A 16,906-nucleotide genomic window follows, 5' to 3' on the forward strand; every position below is an offset into this window, starting at 1 on the left:
CGCCGTCGGAGACCCTTGCAATGCCTGACCAAGATGTACGTTTGCAACACCTGAAAGTTTGGCTCGATGAGCAATTGGCAAACTTGTATACAGAACAGGGTTGGGGTGCCGTACCCCCGGCCACGTTGACCGCGGCCAGTAGTGACGCGAGTTTCCGGCGTTATTTTCGTTGGGAAGGCGCGGGTAAAAGTTTCATCGTGATGGATGCCCCGCCGCCCCAGGAAAACTGCAAACCCTTCGTGGATATCGCTTTTTTACTGGCGAAGTCCGGAATAAATGTACCGAAAATTTATGCCGAGGACCTCGAGCGCGGTTTTCTTTTGCTCAATGACCTGGGCAACAAGACGTATCTGGATGTCATCGACAGCGAAAACGCCGACGATTTGTTCGCCGATGCGCTGCAAGCACTGTTGGCGTTTCAGCAGTTGCCGATGGTTGCGCCACTGCCGAGTTATGATGTGGCGCTGCTGCGTCGAGAGTTGGAGTTGTTTCCCGAGTGGTACGTGAAACGCGAGCTGGGCATCGAGTTCGACGCCGCGCAGCAAGTGCTTTGGCAGCAGGTCAGCGATCTGTTGATCGACAGTGCACTGGCCCAGCCGAAAGTCCTCGTACATCGTGACTATATGCCACGCAATCTGATGCTCAGCGAACCGAATCCCGGCGTGCTGGACTTCCAGGATGCTGTTTATGGTCCGGTGACGTATGACGTGACTTGCCTGTTCAAGGATGCCTTTCTCAGTTGGCCCGAGGAGCGCGTGCATGGTTGGCTGGAAAGTTACTGGCAGCAGGCCCGGGCGCTGGATATTCCGGTTCAGCCCGATTTCGAAGATTTCCTGCGCGCCAGTGATTTGATGGGCGTGCAACGACACCTGAAAGTGATCGGCATCTTCGCCCGCATCTGTCACCGCGACGGCAAGCCCCGTTACCTGTCCGATGTTCCGCGATTCTTTGCTTATATAGAAGCCGTGATTGCGCGCCGTCCGGAGTTGGCTGAGCTCGATGTGTTGCTGGCCAGTCTGCGTGCTGGAGTCACGGCATGAAGGCAATGATTCTGGCAGCAGGCAAAGGCGAGCGCATGCGCCCCCTGACGCTGACCACGCCCAAGCCGCTGGTCCGTGCAGGCGGGGTGCCCCTGATCGAGTATCACCTGCGCGCCCTGGCGGCGGCCGGGTTTGACGAAATCGTGATCAATCATGCCTGGCTGGGCCAGCAGATCGAAGACTATCTGGGCGATGGCTCGCGGTACGGTGTGCACATTCAATACTCGCCGGAAGGGGAGCCGCTGGAAACGGGAGGCGGGATTTTCCGCGCATTGCCGTTGTTGGGTGATGAGGCTTTTGTGGTGGTCAACGGCGATATCTGGACCGATTACGACTTCAGCGTGTTGCATCAGCCGATTGTCGGCCTGGCTCACCTGGTGCTGGCGAACAACCCGGACCACCATCCGGCCGGGGACTTCCAGTTGATCGACGGGCAAGTGCGCGACGCTCAACCGGACGTTGCCACCCTGACCTACAGTGGTATTGCAGTGTTGCACCCGCAGTTGTTCGAAGGCTGCTCTGCCGGGGCGTTCAAACTGGCACCGTTACTGCGCTCGGCAATGGCGAACGGGCAAGTGTCCGGCGAACGGCTGAACGGGCAGTGGGTCGATGTCGGCACTCACGAGCGATTGGCGCAAGTCGAAACCCTGATTGAAGCGAGACGCTGACATGCTGTGGCCAGGGACTCTGATTGGAGCCGGAGCGGGTTTTGCCATCGCCAGCATTCCCGGGGCCATGCTGGGTGCATTGTTGGGGCAGGCGCTGGATCGGCGCCTGCACTTGCAGAGCTGGGGGCACTTGCTTGAAAAGCTCGGTGGCCGCCCGGCGCTGCGCAACGATGAACTGTTGTTTGTTTTGTTGGGGCGATTGGCCAAGAGCGACGGGCAGGTAGTGGATGGCCATATCCAGCAGGCGCGGCAGGAAATGCGGGCGCTGGAGATGAGCGAATCGGCTCAGCGTCGGGCGATAGCAGCGTTCAATCGCGGCAAGTCGGGCAATGATCGGTTGCGTGGTTATCTGCGCCGCTTGAGTGCACAACCCCATGCGGCAGAAGGGGTATTGCGCGCCTGTTGGCGGATGATCTGGGCGGACGGTCGGGCCGGCACCCGTGAGCGGGAGTTGATTGCTCAATGGGGGCGGTGGCTGGGCTGGCGGTCGTATCAGGTGCAGGCGTTGGCGGCGGACTATGAACCGCAAAAGCGATCGGTGGCCAACAAAGCGGCCACCTATCAAGACGCCATGCGGCTATTGGGCGTGTCAGCCACCACTGAGCCGGCGCAGATCAAGCGTGCCTATCGCCGCCTGCTCAGTCGTCATCACCCGGACAAAGTCGCCGGAAGGGGGGCGACGGAACTTCAGGTCCGCGAAGCGACCGAGAAAACTCGTGAATTGCAGGGTGCTTATATGCTGATTCGTCAGCGGCGGGATTTTTGATAGCGGCAACGGTGTGTATGGCCCGGGTCACCTGTATCGCTGGCAAGCCAGCGACACAGGTGACCCGGTCACTCAGTCTGCTGCGGTTTGTGGATTTAACCAACCCCGAACCCGGCGCACCAATTGCTCCTGCTCCGCCTTGGCATTGCCCGGTAATGCCTTGAGCGACACCTGGCTAAACGCCGAAGATTTCAAGCGTTTGCTGGCCTGCAAACGGGTGAGCGCCGCGTCGCGGTCCAGGGGTTTGTCCTTATAGTAAATGTCGGCGGTAGGCAGCTTCAGGGTTGGCGTGAGCTCGGCCAGTTCGGGTTTCGCTTGAACCGGCGTCTGCGCGGCAACCATGACGAACCGCTCGACCTGCGATGACTGTTTTTCGCTCAGGTAGCGTGCCGCCCAGTAAGCGCCAGTGCCGTGCCCCAATACGACGATGCTGCGCGCGCTTTGCTGTTCAGCGAACGCAATCGCGGCGTCGATACGGGCGAAGATTCGCTCGGCATCGGCCTTGGCCTGCTCTTCCGTGGTTTCGGCGATCGCCTTGTCGGCCACGTCCGCTTCGCCACCAGCCGCCTGTTCGATGGGGGGCGCGGTGGTCGAATCCTTGCTGCCGGTGTCCGCCGCCTTGGGGGCTGGCGCCACTTCAACGATGCGCGGTGCAATGGCATCGCTTTGCAGGTCCGGCAAGGTGATACTCAGGCTGCTCCACGCGGCGTTCGGCAAGTTGCGCCGTAAAGGGCCGATCGCTTGAGGCCAGTCAACGGTTTCGCCCGCGCCCGGGATGATAATCACCGCACCTTTGGGTTCGGCCGTATTGGCCGGTTTCCACAAGGCCAGGAAGGTATCGCTGCCCGCTTGCAGTTGCTGCTGTTCCTGAGCCGGGATTGTTCGCTCGAGTGCTGTCGCTTCTTCCTGACTACGCTCAGGCAAGGGCTGGCGTTCGACCGGTTTTTCTTCGGCGGGCTTTTGCGCGGCGTCGGGTGCCGGGTCGGCAGCTTCGACCGAAAAAGCGCAAGGCAGGATCAGCGACAGGCACAATGCTGGCAGTGCCAGGCGGTAGACAGGGGGCATCGGATATTCCAGGCCAGAAGTAATTCCGGCAGCCTAATGGGTTGGTCAGTATTTGTCAGTGTGTGAGAGTTCGATGATGCGTTTTCGCTGCCTGTGGGTTATCGGCTGTTTGTGGTTTCCCTTGATGGGCTGGGCGGCAGTCATGCCCCCGGCGCACGTTGCAATCTTGTCGCCCAAGCAGCAACAGTGGCTGACCCGGCAAGGAGAATTGCGGGTCGGGCTGGTGTTGCAAGCGCCCTATGCGCAATACGATCGCCGCTTGCAGCGGCTGTCCGGGGTTAACGTCGAGCTGATGAAATGGCTGGCCAAGTCGCTCAAGGTCGAACTGACCTGGCGTAACTTTCCCGACCTCGAACAGTTGGAAGCCGCTGCGCGCCAGGGCGAAATCGACATCGCGCCAGGGCTGACCCAGACGCCTGGTGGTCTGCGCCTCTGGCAGTTTTCCGACCCATACATGCGCGTGCCTCAATTGGTGGTCAGCGACCAGAAAAGCACCGGCGCGGTCGAGCTGGAAAAACTCGACAGCCAGAGCCGCGTCGCCATACGCATGCCCAGCGCCACTGCCGATTACCTGCGCAGCAACTACCCGCACTTAAACCTGCAGGGCGTTCCGGTCGAGCGTCAGGCGCTGCAATTGTTGTTGAGTCAGCAAGCGGCCTACGCCGTCGTCGATGAGGCGCAATTGGGGCGGCTGTCCGTCGAGCCGGAGTTCGCCGGGCTGGTCGTCGTGGGCGACATCGGCTTGCCCCAACTGCTGCGGATCGCGACGCGGCGCGACCTGCCGGAGTTGGCAGGCATCGTCGAAAGCGCATTACGGGCAATCCCGGCCAAGGATCTGGAGAACCTGCACAACCAATGGCTGCAGCCCAAGTACCCGCGGCTCACCGAAACGCCGGGCTTCTGGCAAAACCTTTGCCTGCTGTTGCTGGTGTTGGCATTGAGCAGCATGGCCATCGTGTTCTGGCAGCGCCGTCAGCAGCTCAGCCTGGAGCAACGACTGGCGGCAGCGCAGCAAGACATTGCCTTGCGTGCCGCCAGTGAAGAAGCCTTGCGGTTGACGCAATTTTCCATCGACCAGAGCACCGTGGGCATCCTCTGGGTCAATTGGGACAGTCATGTGCGCTACGCCAACCGAGCGGCCGAAAGCATGTTGGGCTATTCATCGGGGGGAATCATCGATCGCCCCCTGATCGACTTCGAGCCCGGTCTGAACATGGATCGCTGGTTGAACCTGTGGAAACTCGCCAGGGCCAGCGACGATGCCCCGCAAAGTTTCGAAACCAATTGCCTGCGGGCCGACGGCAGCATCCTGCCGGCCGACGTCTCGCTGAGTTTCCTGCGTTTTCGCGATGGCGAATACCTGGTGGTTTACCTCACCGATGTCACCGAGCGCCGCCGTGCCCTGGCCGCGCTGCAGGAAAGCGAGGCGCGGCTGCAAGGGATCGCGGCGAATGTGCCTGGACTGGTCTTTCGCCTTGAGCGGGCGCCGGTGACCGGGCAGATCGACTTTGCCTATATCAGTGAAGGCAGCGAGAGTCTGGTGGGGTACTCGCCGGCCACCCTGGCCCATCGCGACAAAGGCCTGCGCAGCCTGGTGCACCCCGACGACAAGGCCAGCTATCACCAGACCCAGGACCATGCCCTGGACACCGACAGCGACTGGTCATGGCAAGGGCGAATCCTGACCCGTAAGGGCGAGCAACGCTGGGCGGAAATCAAGGCGATTACCCGGCGACTCGAGGACGGCGCGTACGTTTGGGACGGCATCGTCTGGGACATCAGCGAGAGCAAGCGCATCGAACTGGAGCTGGCCAGTTCCCGGGAGCAACTGCGGGAGTTGTCCGCGCACCTGGAGAGCGTGCGTGAAGAGGAAAAGGCCCGCATCGCGCGGGAAGTCCACGACGAGCTGGGGCAGATGTTGACCGTGCTCAAGCTGGAAACGTCCATGTGCGAACTGGCCTACGCCCAGCTCGACCCCGGTCTGAACGAGCGCCTGAACAGCATGAAGCGCCTGATCGCGCAGTTGTTCCAGCTGGTGCGTGATGTGGCGACAGCGTTGCGGCCACCGATTCTTGATGCCGGGATTGCCTCGGCCATTGAATGGCAGGCCCGTCGCTTCGAGGCGCGCACGCAGATTCCTTGTCTGGTGCAGGTGCCGGACAATTTGCCGGTGCTCAGTGATGCCAAGGCGATTGGCCTGTTCCGTATCCTTCAGGAAGCACTGACCAATGTCATGCGCCATGCCCAGGCGCATACTGTCGAACTGACACTGGCCCTTGATGGCAATGAGTTGTGTCTGACCATCAGCGATGATGGCGTAGGATTTGTTGCAGCCGCTGGCAGGCCGACCTCCTTTGGGGTGGTCGGCATGCGCGAGCGGGTGCTGATCATGGGCGGCCAGTTGTCGCTTGAGAGTGAGCCGGGCGAGGGCACGACCCTGATCGTGCGAGTTCCGCTGGATGAGGAGAAGTAAGTGATCCGTGTACTGGTAGCCGAAGACCACACCATCGTCCGCGAAGGCATCAAGCAATTGATTGGCCTGGCCAAGGATCTGCTGGTGGTGGGGGAGGCGAGTAATGGCGAACAGTTGCTCGAGACGTTGCGACATGTGCCCTGTGAAGTGGTGCTGCTGGACATCTCCATGCCGGGCGTCAACGGCCTGGAGGCGATTCCACGGATACGTGCGCTGAACAATCCGCCGGTGATTCTGGTGCTGTCGATGCACGACGAAGCGCAAATGGCGGCGCGGGCATTGAAGATCGGCGCCGCAGGTTACGCCACCAAGGACAGCGACCCGGCCCTGCTGCTGACCGCCATCCGCCGGGTCGCGGCCGGTGGACGCTATATCGATCCGGACCTGGCCGACCGCATGGTCTTCGAAGTCGGCCTGACCGATTCGCGCCCCTTGCACTCGTTGCTGTCGGAACGTGAGTTTTCGGTTTTCGAACGCCTGGCCCAGGGGGCGAACGTCAACGACATCGCCCAGCAATTGGCGTTGAGCAGCAAGACCATCAGTACCCACAAGGCGCGGCTGATGCAGAAACTCAACATCACTTCGCTGGCGGAACTGGTGAAGTACGCGATGGAACACAAGCTCCTCTAAAAGCACAAAAATCCTTTGCAGGAGCCAGCTTGCTGGCGAGGGCGTACTTTTCGCCAGCAATCTGGTTCCTACAGGAATAACGCGACGACATATCCGTTTACGACATCGCGCGAAATAGCTTTTGCCATTGTCAGTGGCTTGTAGCTGACAGCTTGCCGCTGCGTATGCCAAAACGCGCCATCCTTGTAGGGCAATCCCTACCCTCAACCTTCCATCCGTCTGAGGCGATTCTCTCCTGCACCCCGATTTGCGTGGTCCCCAGCGTCCACTAGGCTTAGTCCACAGCAGTCATCAACAACAAAGGTGTGGGTATGAGCCAGGTCGATTCAAGTGCAGGGGCCAATGATGTTCTGGTCAGCTTTCGTGGAGTGCAGAAGAGCTACGACGGCGAGAACCTGATCGTCAAAGACCTCAACCTGGATATTCGCAAAGGCGAATTCCTCACCTTGCTCGGGCCATCCGGTTCCGGCAAGACCACCAGCCTGATGATGCTTGCCGGTTTCGAAACGCCGACCGCCGGTGAGATCCTCCTGGCCGGTCGCGCCATCAATAACGTGCCACCGCACAAACGCGACATTGGCATGGTGTTCCAGAACTACGCGTTGTTCCCGCACATGACGGTCGCCGAGAACCTGGCGTTCCCGCTGACGGTGCGTGGCATGAACAAGAGCGATGTCGGCGACAAGGTCAAGCGTGTACTGAGCATGGTGCAACTCGATGCCTTCGCTCAGCGTTACCCGGGACAACTGTCCGGTGGTCAGCAGCAGCGTGTGGCATTGGCCCGCGCACTGGTGTTCGAGCCGCAACTGGTGCTGATGGACGAACCCCTCGGCGCGCTCGACAAGCAGTTGCGTGAACACATGCAGATGGAAATCAAACACCTGCACCAGCGTCTGGGCGTGACCGTGGTCTACGTGACCCACGACCAGGGCGAAGCCCTGACCATGTCTGACCGCGTGGCGGTGTTCCATCAGGGTGAAATCCAGCAGATCGCGCCGCCGCGCACGCTCTACGAAGAGCCGAAAAATACCTTCGTCGCCAACTTCATCGGCGAGAACAACCGTCTCAATGGCCGTTTGCACAGCCAGACCGGCGACCGCTGTGTGGTGGAACTGGGACGTGGTGAAAAAGTTGAAGCGCTGGCGGTGAATGTCGGCAGGACCGGTGAACCCGTCACCCTGTCGATTCGTCCGGAGCGCGTGAGCCTCAATGGCTCCAGCGAGTCTTGCGCCAACCGCTTCTCGGGAAGGGTGGCGGAATTCATCTATCTGGGCGACCACGTCCGGGTTCGCCTTGAAGTCTGTGGCAAGACCGACTTCTTCGTGAAACAACCGATTGCCGAGCTCGATCCCGGGCTGGCGGTCGGCGATGTGGTACCGCTTGGCTGGCAGGTCGAACACGTACGCGCGCTCGATCCACTTGGGGACGCTCTCAATTAGTTTCCACACCGCGCCGGGTCTGCTGTTGTGCAGGGCAAGGCGCGAGAAGCGAGGTTTGGTCATTCCAAATAAGCTTCGAGCAACGCAGCCCTGCACAACAGCAGGCCCGGCCCTTCGGGTTGTGCCTTGAAGCGGGCCAGGCTGCGTTGCAGGCCTTGGAAAGGGAATGACCATTCCCGGCGGCCTGCGCCTTACCTGGCCCGCTTTAAGGCGACAACGCGGAGGGGAAACTAATCGAGAGCGTCCCCAGAGGCGAACTGATCGCCCCGGCAATACCAACACCAACCCTGCACGTGGAGAGAACAATAAATGTTGAGATCCCTGAAATTCACCGCTCTGGCACTGGGCATGATGGGGGCAGCGAGCGCAATGGCCGCTGGCCCTGACTTGACCGTGGTGTCCTTTGGCGGCGCGAACAAGGCAGCGCAGGTCAAAGCTTTCTATGCACCGTGGGAAGCGGCAGGCAACGGCAAGATCGTGGCAGGCGAGTACAACGGTGAAATGGCCAAGGTCAAGGCCATGGTCGACACCAAGAGCGTGTCCTGGGATCTGGTGGAAGTAGAGTCGCCAGAACTGTCCCGTGGTTGTGACGAAGACATGTTCGAGCCGCTTGATCCGAAGTTGTTCGGCAAGACCGAAGATTACGTCAAAGGCGCGATCCAGCCGTGCGGCGTGGGTTTCTTCGTATGGTCGACCGTGCTGGCCTACAACGCCGACAAGCTGAAAACCGCACCGACCAGCTGGAAGGACTTCTGGGACACCAAGCAATTCCCGGGCAAGCGTGGCCTGCGTAAAGGCGCCAAGTACACCCTGGAATTCGCTCTGATGGCCGACGGCGTTGCGCCGAAAGACGTCTACAAAGTGCTGGCCAGCAAAGACGGCCAGGACCGTGCGTTCAAGAAGCTCGATGAGCTCAAGCCAAGCATTCAATGGTGGGAAGCCGGCGCTCAACCGCCGCAATACCTCGCTTCCGGCGACGTGGTCATGAGCTCGGCCTACAACGGTCGTATCGCTGCCGTGCAGAAAGAAAGCAACCTGAAAGTCGTGTGGAACGGCGGTATCTACGACTTCGACGCATGGGCCATTCCAAAGGGTCTGGACAAGGCGCGAGCGGAAGCGGCGAAGAAATTCATCGCCTTCTCCGTACAGCCACAGCAGCAGAAGACCTACTCGGAAAACATCGCCTACGGCCCGGCCAACACCCAAGCCGTACCGTTGCTGGCCAAGGATGTCCTGAAAGACATGCCGACCACCCCGGAAAACATCGCCAACCAGGTGCAGATCGACGTCAGCTTCTGGGCTGACAACGGCGAGCAACTGGAACAGCGTTTCAATTCCTGGGCCGCGAAGTAAGCAAACCCCGTGGTTTAAACGCCGCAATCCTTGTGGGAGCGAGCTTGCTCGCGATAGCAGTGGGTCAGTCAACATTGATGTTGAATGTTATGCCCCCATCGCGAGCAAGCTCGCTCCCACAGGTTGTTTGTATGCCTCTGTAACGATCAAAGATTTCCGGAGTACGCCATGGCTATCGCCGTTCCCCTGAACGCGGGCACTGATCCCACCTTGAAGCAACGGCTCAAGCACGCCGAGCGGGTCAACCGCTGGAAGGCCCAGGCCTTGATCGCGCCGCTGGTGCTGTTTCTGTTGCTGGTGTTCCTGGTGCCGATCGTGGCGCTGCTCTACAAAAGTGTCGGTAACCCGGAAGTGGTCGGCGGCATGCCGCGCACCGTGACGGCTATCGCCAGTTGGGACGGCCGTGGCCTGCCCGCTGAACCGGTGTACAAGGCCGCCAGCGAGGACCTCGCTGAAGCCCGCAAGAATCAGACCTTGGGCGACCTGTCCAAGCGCTTGAACATGGAGTTGGCCGGCTATCGCAGCCTGTTGACCAAAACCGCACGCGCCTTGCCGTTCGCCACCGAGCCGACCTCCTATAAAGAAGCGCTGGAAGGTCTCGACGAGCGTTGGGGCGACCCGGCCTATTGGCAAGCCGTACGCCGTAACACCAGCAGCATTACGCCTTACTACTTGCTGGCTGCCGTCGATCACCGTATCGATGACCTCGGCGAACTGGCCCCGGCCACCCCGGATCAGGCCATCTACCTCGACATCTTTGCCCGGACTTTCTGGATGGGCCTGGTCATCACCGTGATCTGTCTGGTACTGGCCTATCCATTGGCCTACCTGCTGGCGAACCTGCCATCGCGTCAAAGCAACCTGCTGATGATTCTGGTGCTGCTGCCGTTCTGGACCTCGATCCTGGTGCGGGTCGCTGCGTGGATCGTGCTGCTGCAGTCGGGTGGCCTGATCAACAGCGGCCTGATGGCCCTGGGTATCATCGATAAGCCGCTGGAGCTGGTGTTCAACCGCACCGGGGTCTACATCTCGATGGTGCACATCCTGCTGCCGTTCATGATTCTGCCGATCTACAGCGTGATGAAAGGCATCTCGCCGACCTATATGCGTGCGGCGATTTCCCTCGGTTGCCATCCGTTCGCTAGTTTCTGGCGGGTGTACTTCCCGCAGACCTATGCCGGTGTCGGCGCCGGTTGCCTGTTGGTGTTCATCCTCGCCATCGGCTACTACATCACCCCGGCGCTGCTGGGCAGCCCGAACGATCAGATGGTCAGCTACTTCGTCGCCTTCTACACCAACACCAGCATCAACTGGGGCATGGCGACCGCACTGGGCGGGCTGCTTCTGCTGGCAACGGTCGTGCTTTATCTGATTTACAGCTGGCTGGTAGGCGCCAGTCGCCTGCGCCTGAGCTAAGGGGAGAACGAAATGCTGAGTCCTTATATGTCGCCCATTGAGCGGGTGTGGTTCTACAGTTTGCGGATTCTCTGCGGCCTGATTCTGCTGTTCCTGATCCTGCCGGTACTGGTGATCATTCCGCTGTCGTTCAACTCCGGCAGTTTCCTGGTCTACCCGCTGCAGGGCTTCTCGCTGCAGTGGTACCACGATTTCTTCGCTTCGGCGGAGTGGATGCGCGCGCTGAAGAACAGCATCATCGTCGCCCCGGCGGCCACGGTGCTGGCGATGGTCTTCGGTACGCTGGCGGCCATTGGCCTGACCCGTGGCGACTTCCCCGGCAAGGCGCTGGTCATGGCGCTGGTGATTTCGCCGATGGTGGTGCCGGTGGTGATCATCGGTGTGGCCAGCTACCTGTTCTTTGCGCCGCTGGGCCTGGGTAACAGCTTCTTCTCGTTGATCGTGGTGCACGCGGTACTGGGCGTGCCGTTCGTGATCATCACCGTGTCGGCGACGTTGCAGGGGTTTAACCAAAACCTGGTGCGCGCCGCTGCCAGCCTCGGTGCTTCGCCGCTGACGGCGTTCCGGCGGGTAACCTTGCCGCTGATCGCTCCGGGCGTGATTTCCGGTGCATTGTTCGCCTTCGCCACCTCGTTCGACGAAGTCGTGGTGACGCTGTTCCTCGCCGGCCCAGAGCAAGCGACCTTGCCACGGCAGATGTTCAGCGGAATCCGCGAAAACCTCAGCCCGACGATTGCCGCTGCGGCGACCTTGTTGATCGCTTTCTCGGTGATCCTGTTGCTGACGCTGGAATGGTTGCGTGGGCGTAGCGAGAAACTGCGTACTGCGCAGGTCTGACGCTCGACCAACTGTAGGAGCGAGCCTGCTCGCGATGAACTCAACGATAACGCGGGAAAACTGACATCCCGCGGCGCTCTCAGGTTCATCGCGAGCAGGCTCGCTCCTACAGGTTTTTCAGTGTTCTCGGGTTCGTCGGTCATTCACGACCTGAATACCAGACAACCCCAAATCCCCAGCTACTCTTGTGCCCAGCTCCCCTACCTATAAGAGGCTGCGCACATGAGTCTTTCCTCTTTCAAAATTGCTCACAAACTGATCACCGGCGCCGGAGCCATCGAGCAACTGGCGGCTGAGTTGACGCGCCTGGACATCGACAACCCGCTGATCGTCACCGACGCCGCCCTGGTCAAATCCGGCACGGTGGAACTGGCGCTGGCGCAGTTGGGGGAGCGTACGTACGAAATCTTCGACCGGGTTCTGCCGGACCCGGAAATCGCCATCGTCGAAGACTGCATGCGGGTCTACCGCGATGGCGGGCATGACGGCTTGATCGGTCTGGGCGGCGGCAGCGCCATCGACATCGCCAAGAGCGTAGCGGCGTATGCCGGTTATCACGGCGCGCTGGAGGATTTGTTCGGCATCGACCAGGTGCCGCGCAAAGGCCCGCCGCTGATCGCCATCCCGACCACCGCCGGTACCGGCTCGGAAGTCACCAACGTGGCGATCCTCTCCGACAAGGCCGCGCAGTTGAAGAAAGGCATCGTCAGTGACTACCTGTTGCCAGACGTCGCGCTGGTCAGCCCGCAGATGACCCTGACGTGTCCCCGCAGTGTCACAGCAGCCAGTGGTGTCGATGCGCTGGTGCATGCCATCGAGTCCTATTTGTCACTGAATGCGTCAGCGATAACCGATTCCCTGGCCATCGGCGCCATCAAACTGATCGTCCGGGCGCTGCCCAAGGCCTATGCCAATCCGTCCAACCTGCAGGCCCGCGAAGACATGGCTACCGCCAGCCTGATGGCCGGCATGGCCTTTGGTAATGCCGGTGTCGGTGCGGTCCATGCACTGGCGTATCCGCTGGGCGCGCGTTACAACATTGCCCACGGCGTCAGCAACGCCTTGCTGCTGCCCCATGTCATGCACTGGAACAAGATGGCCTGCTTCGAGCGCATGCAGGACATTGCCGAGGCCATGGGGGTGAAGACCGCTCATCTGAGCGTCACGCAAGCGGCCGATAAAGCGGTGGAAGCCATGACCGAGCTGTGCGCGGCGGTGGAAATCCCCTCAGACCTGCGCAGCTTCGGGGTTCCCGAGGAGGCCATTGCGACCATGGCCGTGGAAGCGGCGGGGATCGAGCGCCTGATGCGCAATAATCCGCGCAAACTGAGTGCGGCCGATATCGAGAAGATCTACCGCGCGGCTTACTAGGCACAACCCAATCATCGCGGTCACGGTGCGCGCGTCAAAGCATGAGGTATACAATGCGCGCCATCGTGATTCTGCTCAGAAAAGGTGCGTCATGCAGCCCTTCGTAATTGCTCCGTCGATTCTCTCCGCCGACTTCGCCCGCCTGGGTGAAGAAGTAGACAATGTCCTGGCCGCTGGCGCCGACTTCGTGCACTTCGATGTCATGGACAACCATTACGTGCCAAACCTGACCATCGGCCCGATGGTGTGCTCGGCACTGCGCAAGTACGGCGTGACCGCGCCGATCGACGCGCATCTGATGGTCAGTCCGGTGGACCGCATCGTCGGTGACTTCATCGAAGCGGGCGCGACCTACATCACCTTCCACCCGGAAGCCACGCAGCACATCGACCGTTCCTTGCAACTGATCCGTGAAGGCGGCTGCAAATCGGGCTTGGTGTTCAACCCCGCGACCCCGCTGGACGTGCTCAAGTACGTGATGGACAAGGTCGACATGATCCTGCTGATGAGCGTCAACCCGGGCTTCGGCGGGCAGAAGTTCATCCCCGGCACCCTCGACAAGCTGCGCGAAGCGCGGGCGCTGATCGATGCTTCCGGTCGCGACATCCGCCTGGAGATCGACGGTGGTGTGAACGTGAACAACATTCGTGAAATCGCTGCGGCCGGCGCCGACACCTTCGTCGCCGGTTCGGCCATTTTCAACGCGCCGAACTATCAGGAAGTGATCGAGAAGATGCGTTCCGAACTGGCGCTGGCTCGTCCATGAGCGGTTTTGAGCAGCTGTTCCCGGGAAGCCTGCCAAGGTTGGTGATGTTCGATCTGGACGGCACGCTGATCGATTCGGTCCCTGACCTCGCAGCGGCTGTGGATAACATGCTGCTCAAACTCGGCCGTCAACCCGCGGGTATCGAATCGGTGCGGGAGTGGGTGGGTAACGGTGTCCAGATGCTGGTACGCCGGGCCCTGGCCAACAACATCGACGCCGAAAGTGTCGATGAGGCCGAAGCCGAACATGCCCTGGAGCTGTTCAACGGCTTCTATGAAGATGGTCACAAATTGACCATGGTTTACCCCGGTGTACGCGATACCCTGAAGTGGCTGCACAAACAGGGTGTCGAGATGGCGCTGATCACCAACAAGCCGGAACGCTTCGTCGCGCCGCTGCTTGATCAGATGAAGATCGGTCGGTATTTCCGCCTGATCATCGGCGGCGACACCCTGCCGCAGAAAAAACCGGACCCGGCCGCACTGTTTTTCGTGATGAAAATGACCAATATCCCGGCTTCGCAGTCCTTGTTCGTCGGCGATTCGCGCAGTGATGTGCTGGCGGCGAAAGCGGCGGGGGTCAAGTGCGTGGCCCTGAGCTACGGCTATAACCATGGTCGTCCGATCGCCGAAGAGTCGCCGACACTGGTGATTGACGATCTGCGCAAGCTAATTCCCGGTTGCCTGGATCCGGCGGCTGAGATAACGTTGCCCGACGCTGTTCAATCCCCTCCTGGAAACTCCATCGTGGTGGTCACTCGCAAACTCTGGATGAAAGTCATCAAGGCCCTGGCCCGCTGGCGTTGGCGCGCCTGACTTTTTCCTGGCCGGTTATCCGGCGCGTTTGCATACCTGACTGTTAGACCCTCAAGCCACGAGGCACCTCATGATCCGCGAAGAATTCCTGCGTTTGGCCGCTGCCGGCTACAACCGCATCCCGCTTGCCTGCGAAACCCTGGCCGACTTCGACACGCCGCTGTCGATCTACCTGAAACTGGCCGATGAACCCAATTCCTACCTGCTGGAGTCGGTACAGGGCGGGGAGAAGTGGGGCCGTTACTCGATCATCGGCCTGCCATGTCGCACCGTACTGCGGGTTCACGACCATCACGTCAGTGTGACCGTCGATGGCGTCGAGACTGAAAGTCACGACGTGGAAGACCCGCTGGCCTTCGTCGAAACCTTCAAGGCCCGCTATAACGTACCGACCATCGCCGGTCTGCCGCGTTTCAACGGCGGCCTGGTGGGTTACTTCGGCTACGACTGCGTGCGTTATGTGGAGAAGCGTCTGGGCAAATGCCCGAACCCGGATCCGCTGGGTGTCCCGGACATCCTGCTGATGGTCTCCGACGCGGTGGTGGTGTTCGACAACCTCGCCGGCAAGATGCACGCCATCGTCCTGGCCGACCCGGCACAGGAAGACGCCTTTGAACAGGGTCGTGCACGCCTGGAAGAACTGCTGGAAAAACTGCGGCAGCCAATCACCCCGCGCCGTGGCCTGGACTTCAGCAAGCAGCAATCGGCCGATCCGGTGTTCCGCTCCAGTTTTACCCAGGATGATTACGAAAAAGCCGTCGACACCATCAAGGAATACATCCTGGCTGGCGACTGCATGCAGGTTGTACCGTCCCAGCGCATGTCGATTGACTTCAAGGCTGCACCCATCGACCTGTACCGCGCGCTGCGCTGCTTCAACCCGACGCCTTACATGTACTTCTTCAATTTCGGCGACTTCCACGTCGTCGGCAGTTCGCCGGAAGTGCTGGTGCGGGTCGAAGACAATCTGATCACGGTGCGCCCGATTGCCGGCACCCGCCCGCGCGGGGCCACCGAAGAAGCCGATCTGGCGCTGGAAAAAGACCTGCTGTCCGACGACAAGGAGATCGCCGAGCACTTGATGCTGATCGACCTGGGTCGTAACGACACCGGTCGGGTCTCGGAAATCGGTTCGGTGAAACTCACCGAGAAGATGGTCATCGAGCGTTATTCCAACGTGATGCACATCGTGTCCAACGTCACCGGGCAATTGAAGGCCGGGCTGACGGCGATGGACGCCTTGCGGGCAATCCTGCCGGCGGGCACTTTGTCGGGCGCACCGAAGATTCGCGCGATGGAAATCATCGACGAGCTGGAACCGGTCAAGCGTGGTGTCTACGGCGGTGCCGTCGGCTACTTCGCCTGGAACGGCAACATGGACACCGCCATTGCAATCCGCACGGCGGTGATCAAGAACGGCGAGCTGCATGTGCAGGCCGGTGGCGGCATCGTCGCCGACTCGGTGCCGGCGCTGGAATGGGAAGAAACCCTGAACAAGCGCCGCGCGATGTTCCGCGCCGTTGCCCTGGCTGAACAAACTCCAGAAAGCTGACCCATGGACTGACCCGTATGCCGGCCGCCTCGACCGATCGAGCGCAGGCCGCAGCGGGTGGTTTATCCGAAGGCTGCATTAGAAGTCAGTGAATTCAAGAGGTTCTTAACGCCATGTTGCTGATGATCGATAACTACGACTCTTTTACCTACAACGTTGTGCAATACCTGGGTGAGCTGGGCGCCGAGGTCAAAGTCGTGCGCAACGATGAACTCACCATTGCTGAAATCGAAGCCCTCAACCCTGAGCGCATCGTGGTGTCTCCCGGTCCATGCACCCCGACCGAAGCCGGCATTTCGATTGAAGCGATCAAGCACTTCGCCGGCAAACTGCCGATCCTCGGCGTGTGCCTGGGCCATCAGTCCATCGGCCAGGCCTTTGGCGGCGATGTGGTCCGTGCCCGCCAGGTCATGCACGGCAAGACCAGCCCGGTTTTCCACGAAGACAAAGGCGTGTTCGAGGGGCTGAATCATCCGCTGACGGTTACCCGCTATCATTCCTTGATCGTTAAGCGTGAAACGCTGCCCGATTGCCTGGAACTGACCGCCTGGACTCAGCTCGAAGACGGTTCGGTGGACGAGATCATGGGGCTGCGCCACAAGACCCTTAATATTGAGGGTGTGCAGTTTCACCCGGAGTCTATCCTCACCGAACAGGGTCACGAACTGTTCGCGAATTTCCTCAAACAAACCGGCGGCACGCGCTAAGGACTTTT

15 protein-coding genes are annotated in these 16,906 nt (G+C 60.5%); 14 read left to right on the forward strand and 1 reads right to left on the reverse strand.

The window, feature by feature from the left end:
• Window positions 1-20: 20 nt before the first annotated feature.
• Genes JQF37_RS29860 through JQF37_RS29870 form a run of 3 tightly spaced genes read left to right on the forward strand, consistent with a single transcriptional unit; the run spans window position 21 to window position 2,474 of the window.
• The gene (locus JQF37_RS29860; protein ID WP_130209574.1) at window positions 21-1,040 is read left to right on the forward strand and encodes a phosphotransferase; all 1,020 of its coding nucleotides are present in this window, start codon (window positions 21-23) and stop codon (window positions 1,038-1,040) included.
• Window positions 1,037-1,708: an N-acetylmuramate alpha-1-phosphate uridylyltransferase MurU gene (gene murU / locus JQF37_RS29865; protein WP_130209572.1), complete on the forward strand. Its 672-nt coding sequence runs from the start codon at window positions 1,037-1,039 to the stop codon at window positions 1,706-1,708. The genes JQF37_RS29860 and murU overlap by 4 nt, the downstream gene beginning before the upstream one ends.
• A gap of 1 nt (window position 1,709) precedes the next feature.
• Window positions 1,710-2,474, forward strand: a complete 765-nt coding sequence (locus JQF37_RS29870; protein ID WP_130209570.1) for a TerB family tellurite resistance protein — start codon at window positions 1,710-1,712, stop codon at window positions 2,472-2,474.
• A gap of 72 nt (window positions 2,475-2,546) precedes the next feature.
• On the opposite strand, the gene JQF37_RS29875 is transcribed toward JQF37_RS29870, so the two are convergent.
• Entirely contained in the window at window positions 2,547-3,539 is a 993-nt protein-coding gene (locus JQF37_RS29875) for an alpha/beta hydrolase family protein (protein ID WP_130209568.1), read from the reverse strand.
• 73 nt (window positions 3,540-3,612) lie between these two features.
• Between JQF37_RS29875 and JQF37_RS29880 the strand changes: the two genes are divergently transcribed.
• From JQF37_RS29880 to JQF37_RS29930, 11 genes are all read left to right on the forward strand, one after another.
• On the forward strand, window positions 3,613-6,012 hold the full coding sequence (locus JQF37_RS29880; RefSeq protein ID WP_130209566.1) for a sensor histidine kinase: 2,400 nt from the start codon (window positions 3,613-3,615) through the stop codon (window positions 6,010-6,012).
• Window positions 6,013-6,642 carry a response regulator transcription factor gene (locus JQF37_RS29885; protein ID WP_096514706.1) on the forward strand — a complete coding sequence of 210 codons (630 nt, stop codon included), beginning with the start codon at window positions 6,013-6,015 and terminating at the stop codon, window positions 6,640-6,642.
• Window positions 6,643-6,953: 311 nt separating this feature from the next.
• On the forward strand, window positions 6,954-8,081 hold the full coding sequence (locus JQF37_RS29890; protein WP_130209564.1) for an ABC transporter ATP-binding protein: 1,128 nt from the start codon (window positions 6,954-6,956) through the stop codon (window positions 8,079-8,081).
• A 309-nt stretch (window positions 8,082-8,390) separates the two neighbouring features.
• Entirely contained in the window at window positions 8,391-9,434 is a 1,044-nt protein-coding gene (locus tag JQF37_RS29895; RefSeq protein WP_047534118.1) for an ABC transporter substrate-binding protein, read from the forward strand.
• 168 nt (window positions 9,435-9,602) lie between these two features.
• Entirely contained in the window at window positions 9,603-10,850 is a 1,248-nt protein-coding gene (locus JQF37_RS29900; protein ID WP_047534116.1) for an ABC transporter permease, read from the forward strand.
• Window positions 10,851-10,862: 12 nt separating this feature from the next.
• The gene (locus JQF37_RS29905; protein ID WP_047534114.1) at window positions 10,863-11,687 is read left to right on the forward strand and encodes an ABC transporter permease; all 825 of its coding nucleotides are present in this window, start codon (window positions 10,863-10,865) and stop codon (window positions 11,685-11,687) included.
• 222 nt (window positions 11,688-11,909) lie between these two features.
• Window positions 11,910-13,058 carry an iron-containing alcohol dehydrogenase gene (locus tag JQF37_RS29910; RefSeq protein ID WP_130209562.1) on the forward strand — a complete coding sequence of 383 codons (1,149 nt, stop codon included), beginning with the start codon at window positions 11,910-11,912 and terminating at the stop codon, window positions 13,056-13,058.
• Between the two features lie 91 nt (window positions 13,059-13,149).
• Window positions 13,150-13,824, forward strand: a complete 675-nt coding sequence (rpe, locus tag JQF37_RS29915) for a ribulose-phosphate 3-epimerase (protein ID WP_033044299.1) — start codon at window positions 13,150-13,152, stop codon at window positions 13,822-13,824.
• The gene (locus tag JQF37_RS29920; protein WP_130209560.1) at window positions 13,821-14,639 is read left to right on the forward strand and encodes a phosphoglycolate phosphatase; all 819 of its coding nucleotides are present in this window, start codon (window positions 13,821-13,823) and stop codon (window positions 14,637-14,639) included. The genes rpe and JQF37_RS29920 overlap by 4 nt, the downstream gene beginning before the upstream one ends.
• 70 nt (window positions 14,640-14,709) lie before the next feature.
• Window positions 14,710-16,191, forward strand: a complete 1,482-nt coding sequence (gene trpE / locus JQF37_RS29925) for an anthranilate synthase component I (RefSeq protein ID WP_090466780.1) — start codon at window positions 14,710-14,712, stop codon at window positions 16,189-16,191.
• Window positions 16,192-16,304: 113 nt separating this feature from the next.
• Window positions 16,305-16,898, forward strand: a complete 594-nt coding sequence (locus JQF37_RS29930) for an aminodeoxychorismate/anthranilate synthase component II (protein ID WP_130209558.1) — start codon at window positions 16,305-16,307, stop codon at window positions 16,896-16,898.
• The last annotated feature ends 8 nt before the right edge of the window (window positions 16,899-16,906 follow it).

It is taken from the genome of Pseudomonas sp. MIL9, from assembly GCF_016887925.1.
GTDB classification, from domain to species: domain Bacteria; phylum Pseudomonadota; class Gammaproteobacteria; order Pseudomonadales; family Pseudomonadaceae; genus Aquipseudomonas; species Aquipseudomonas mohnii.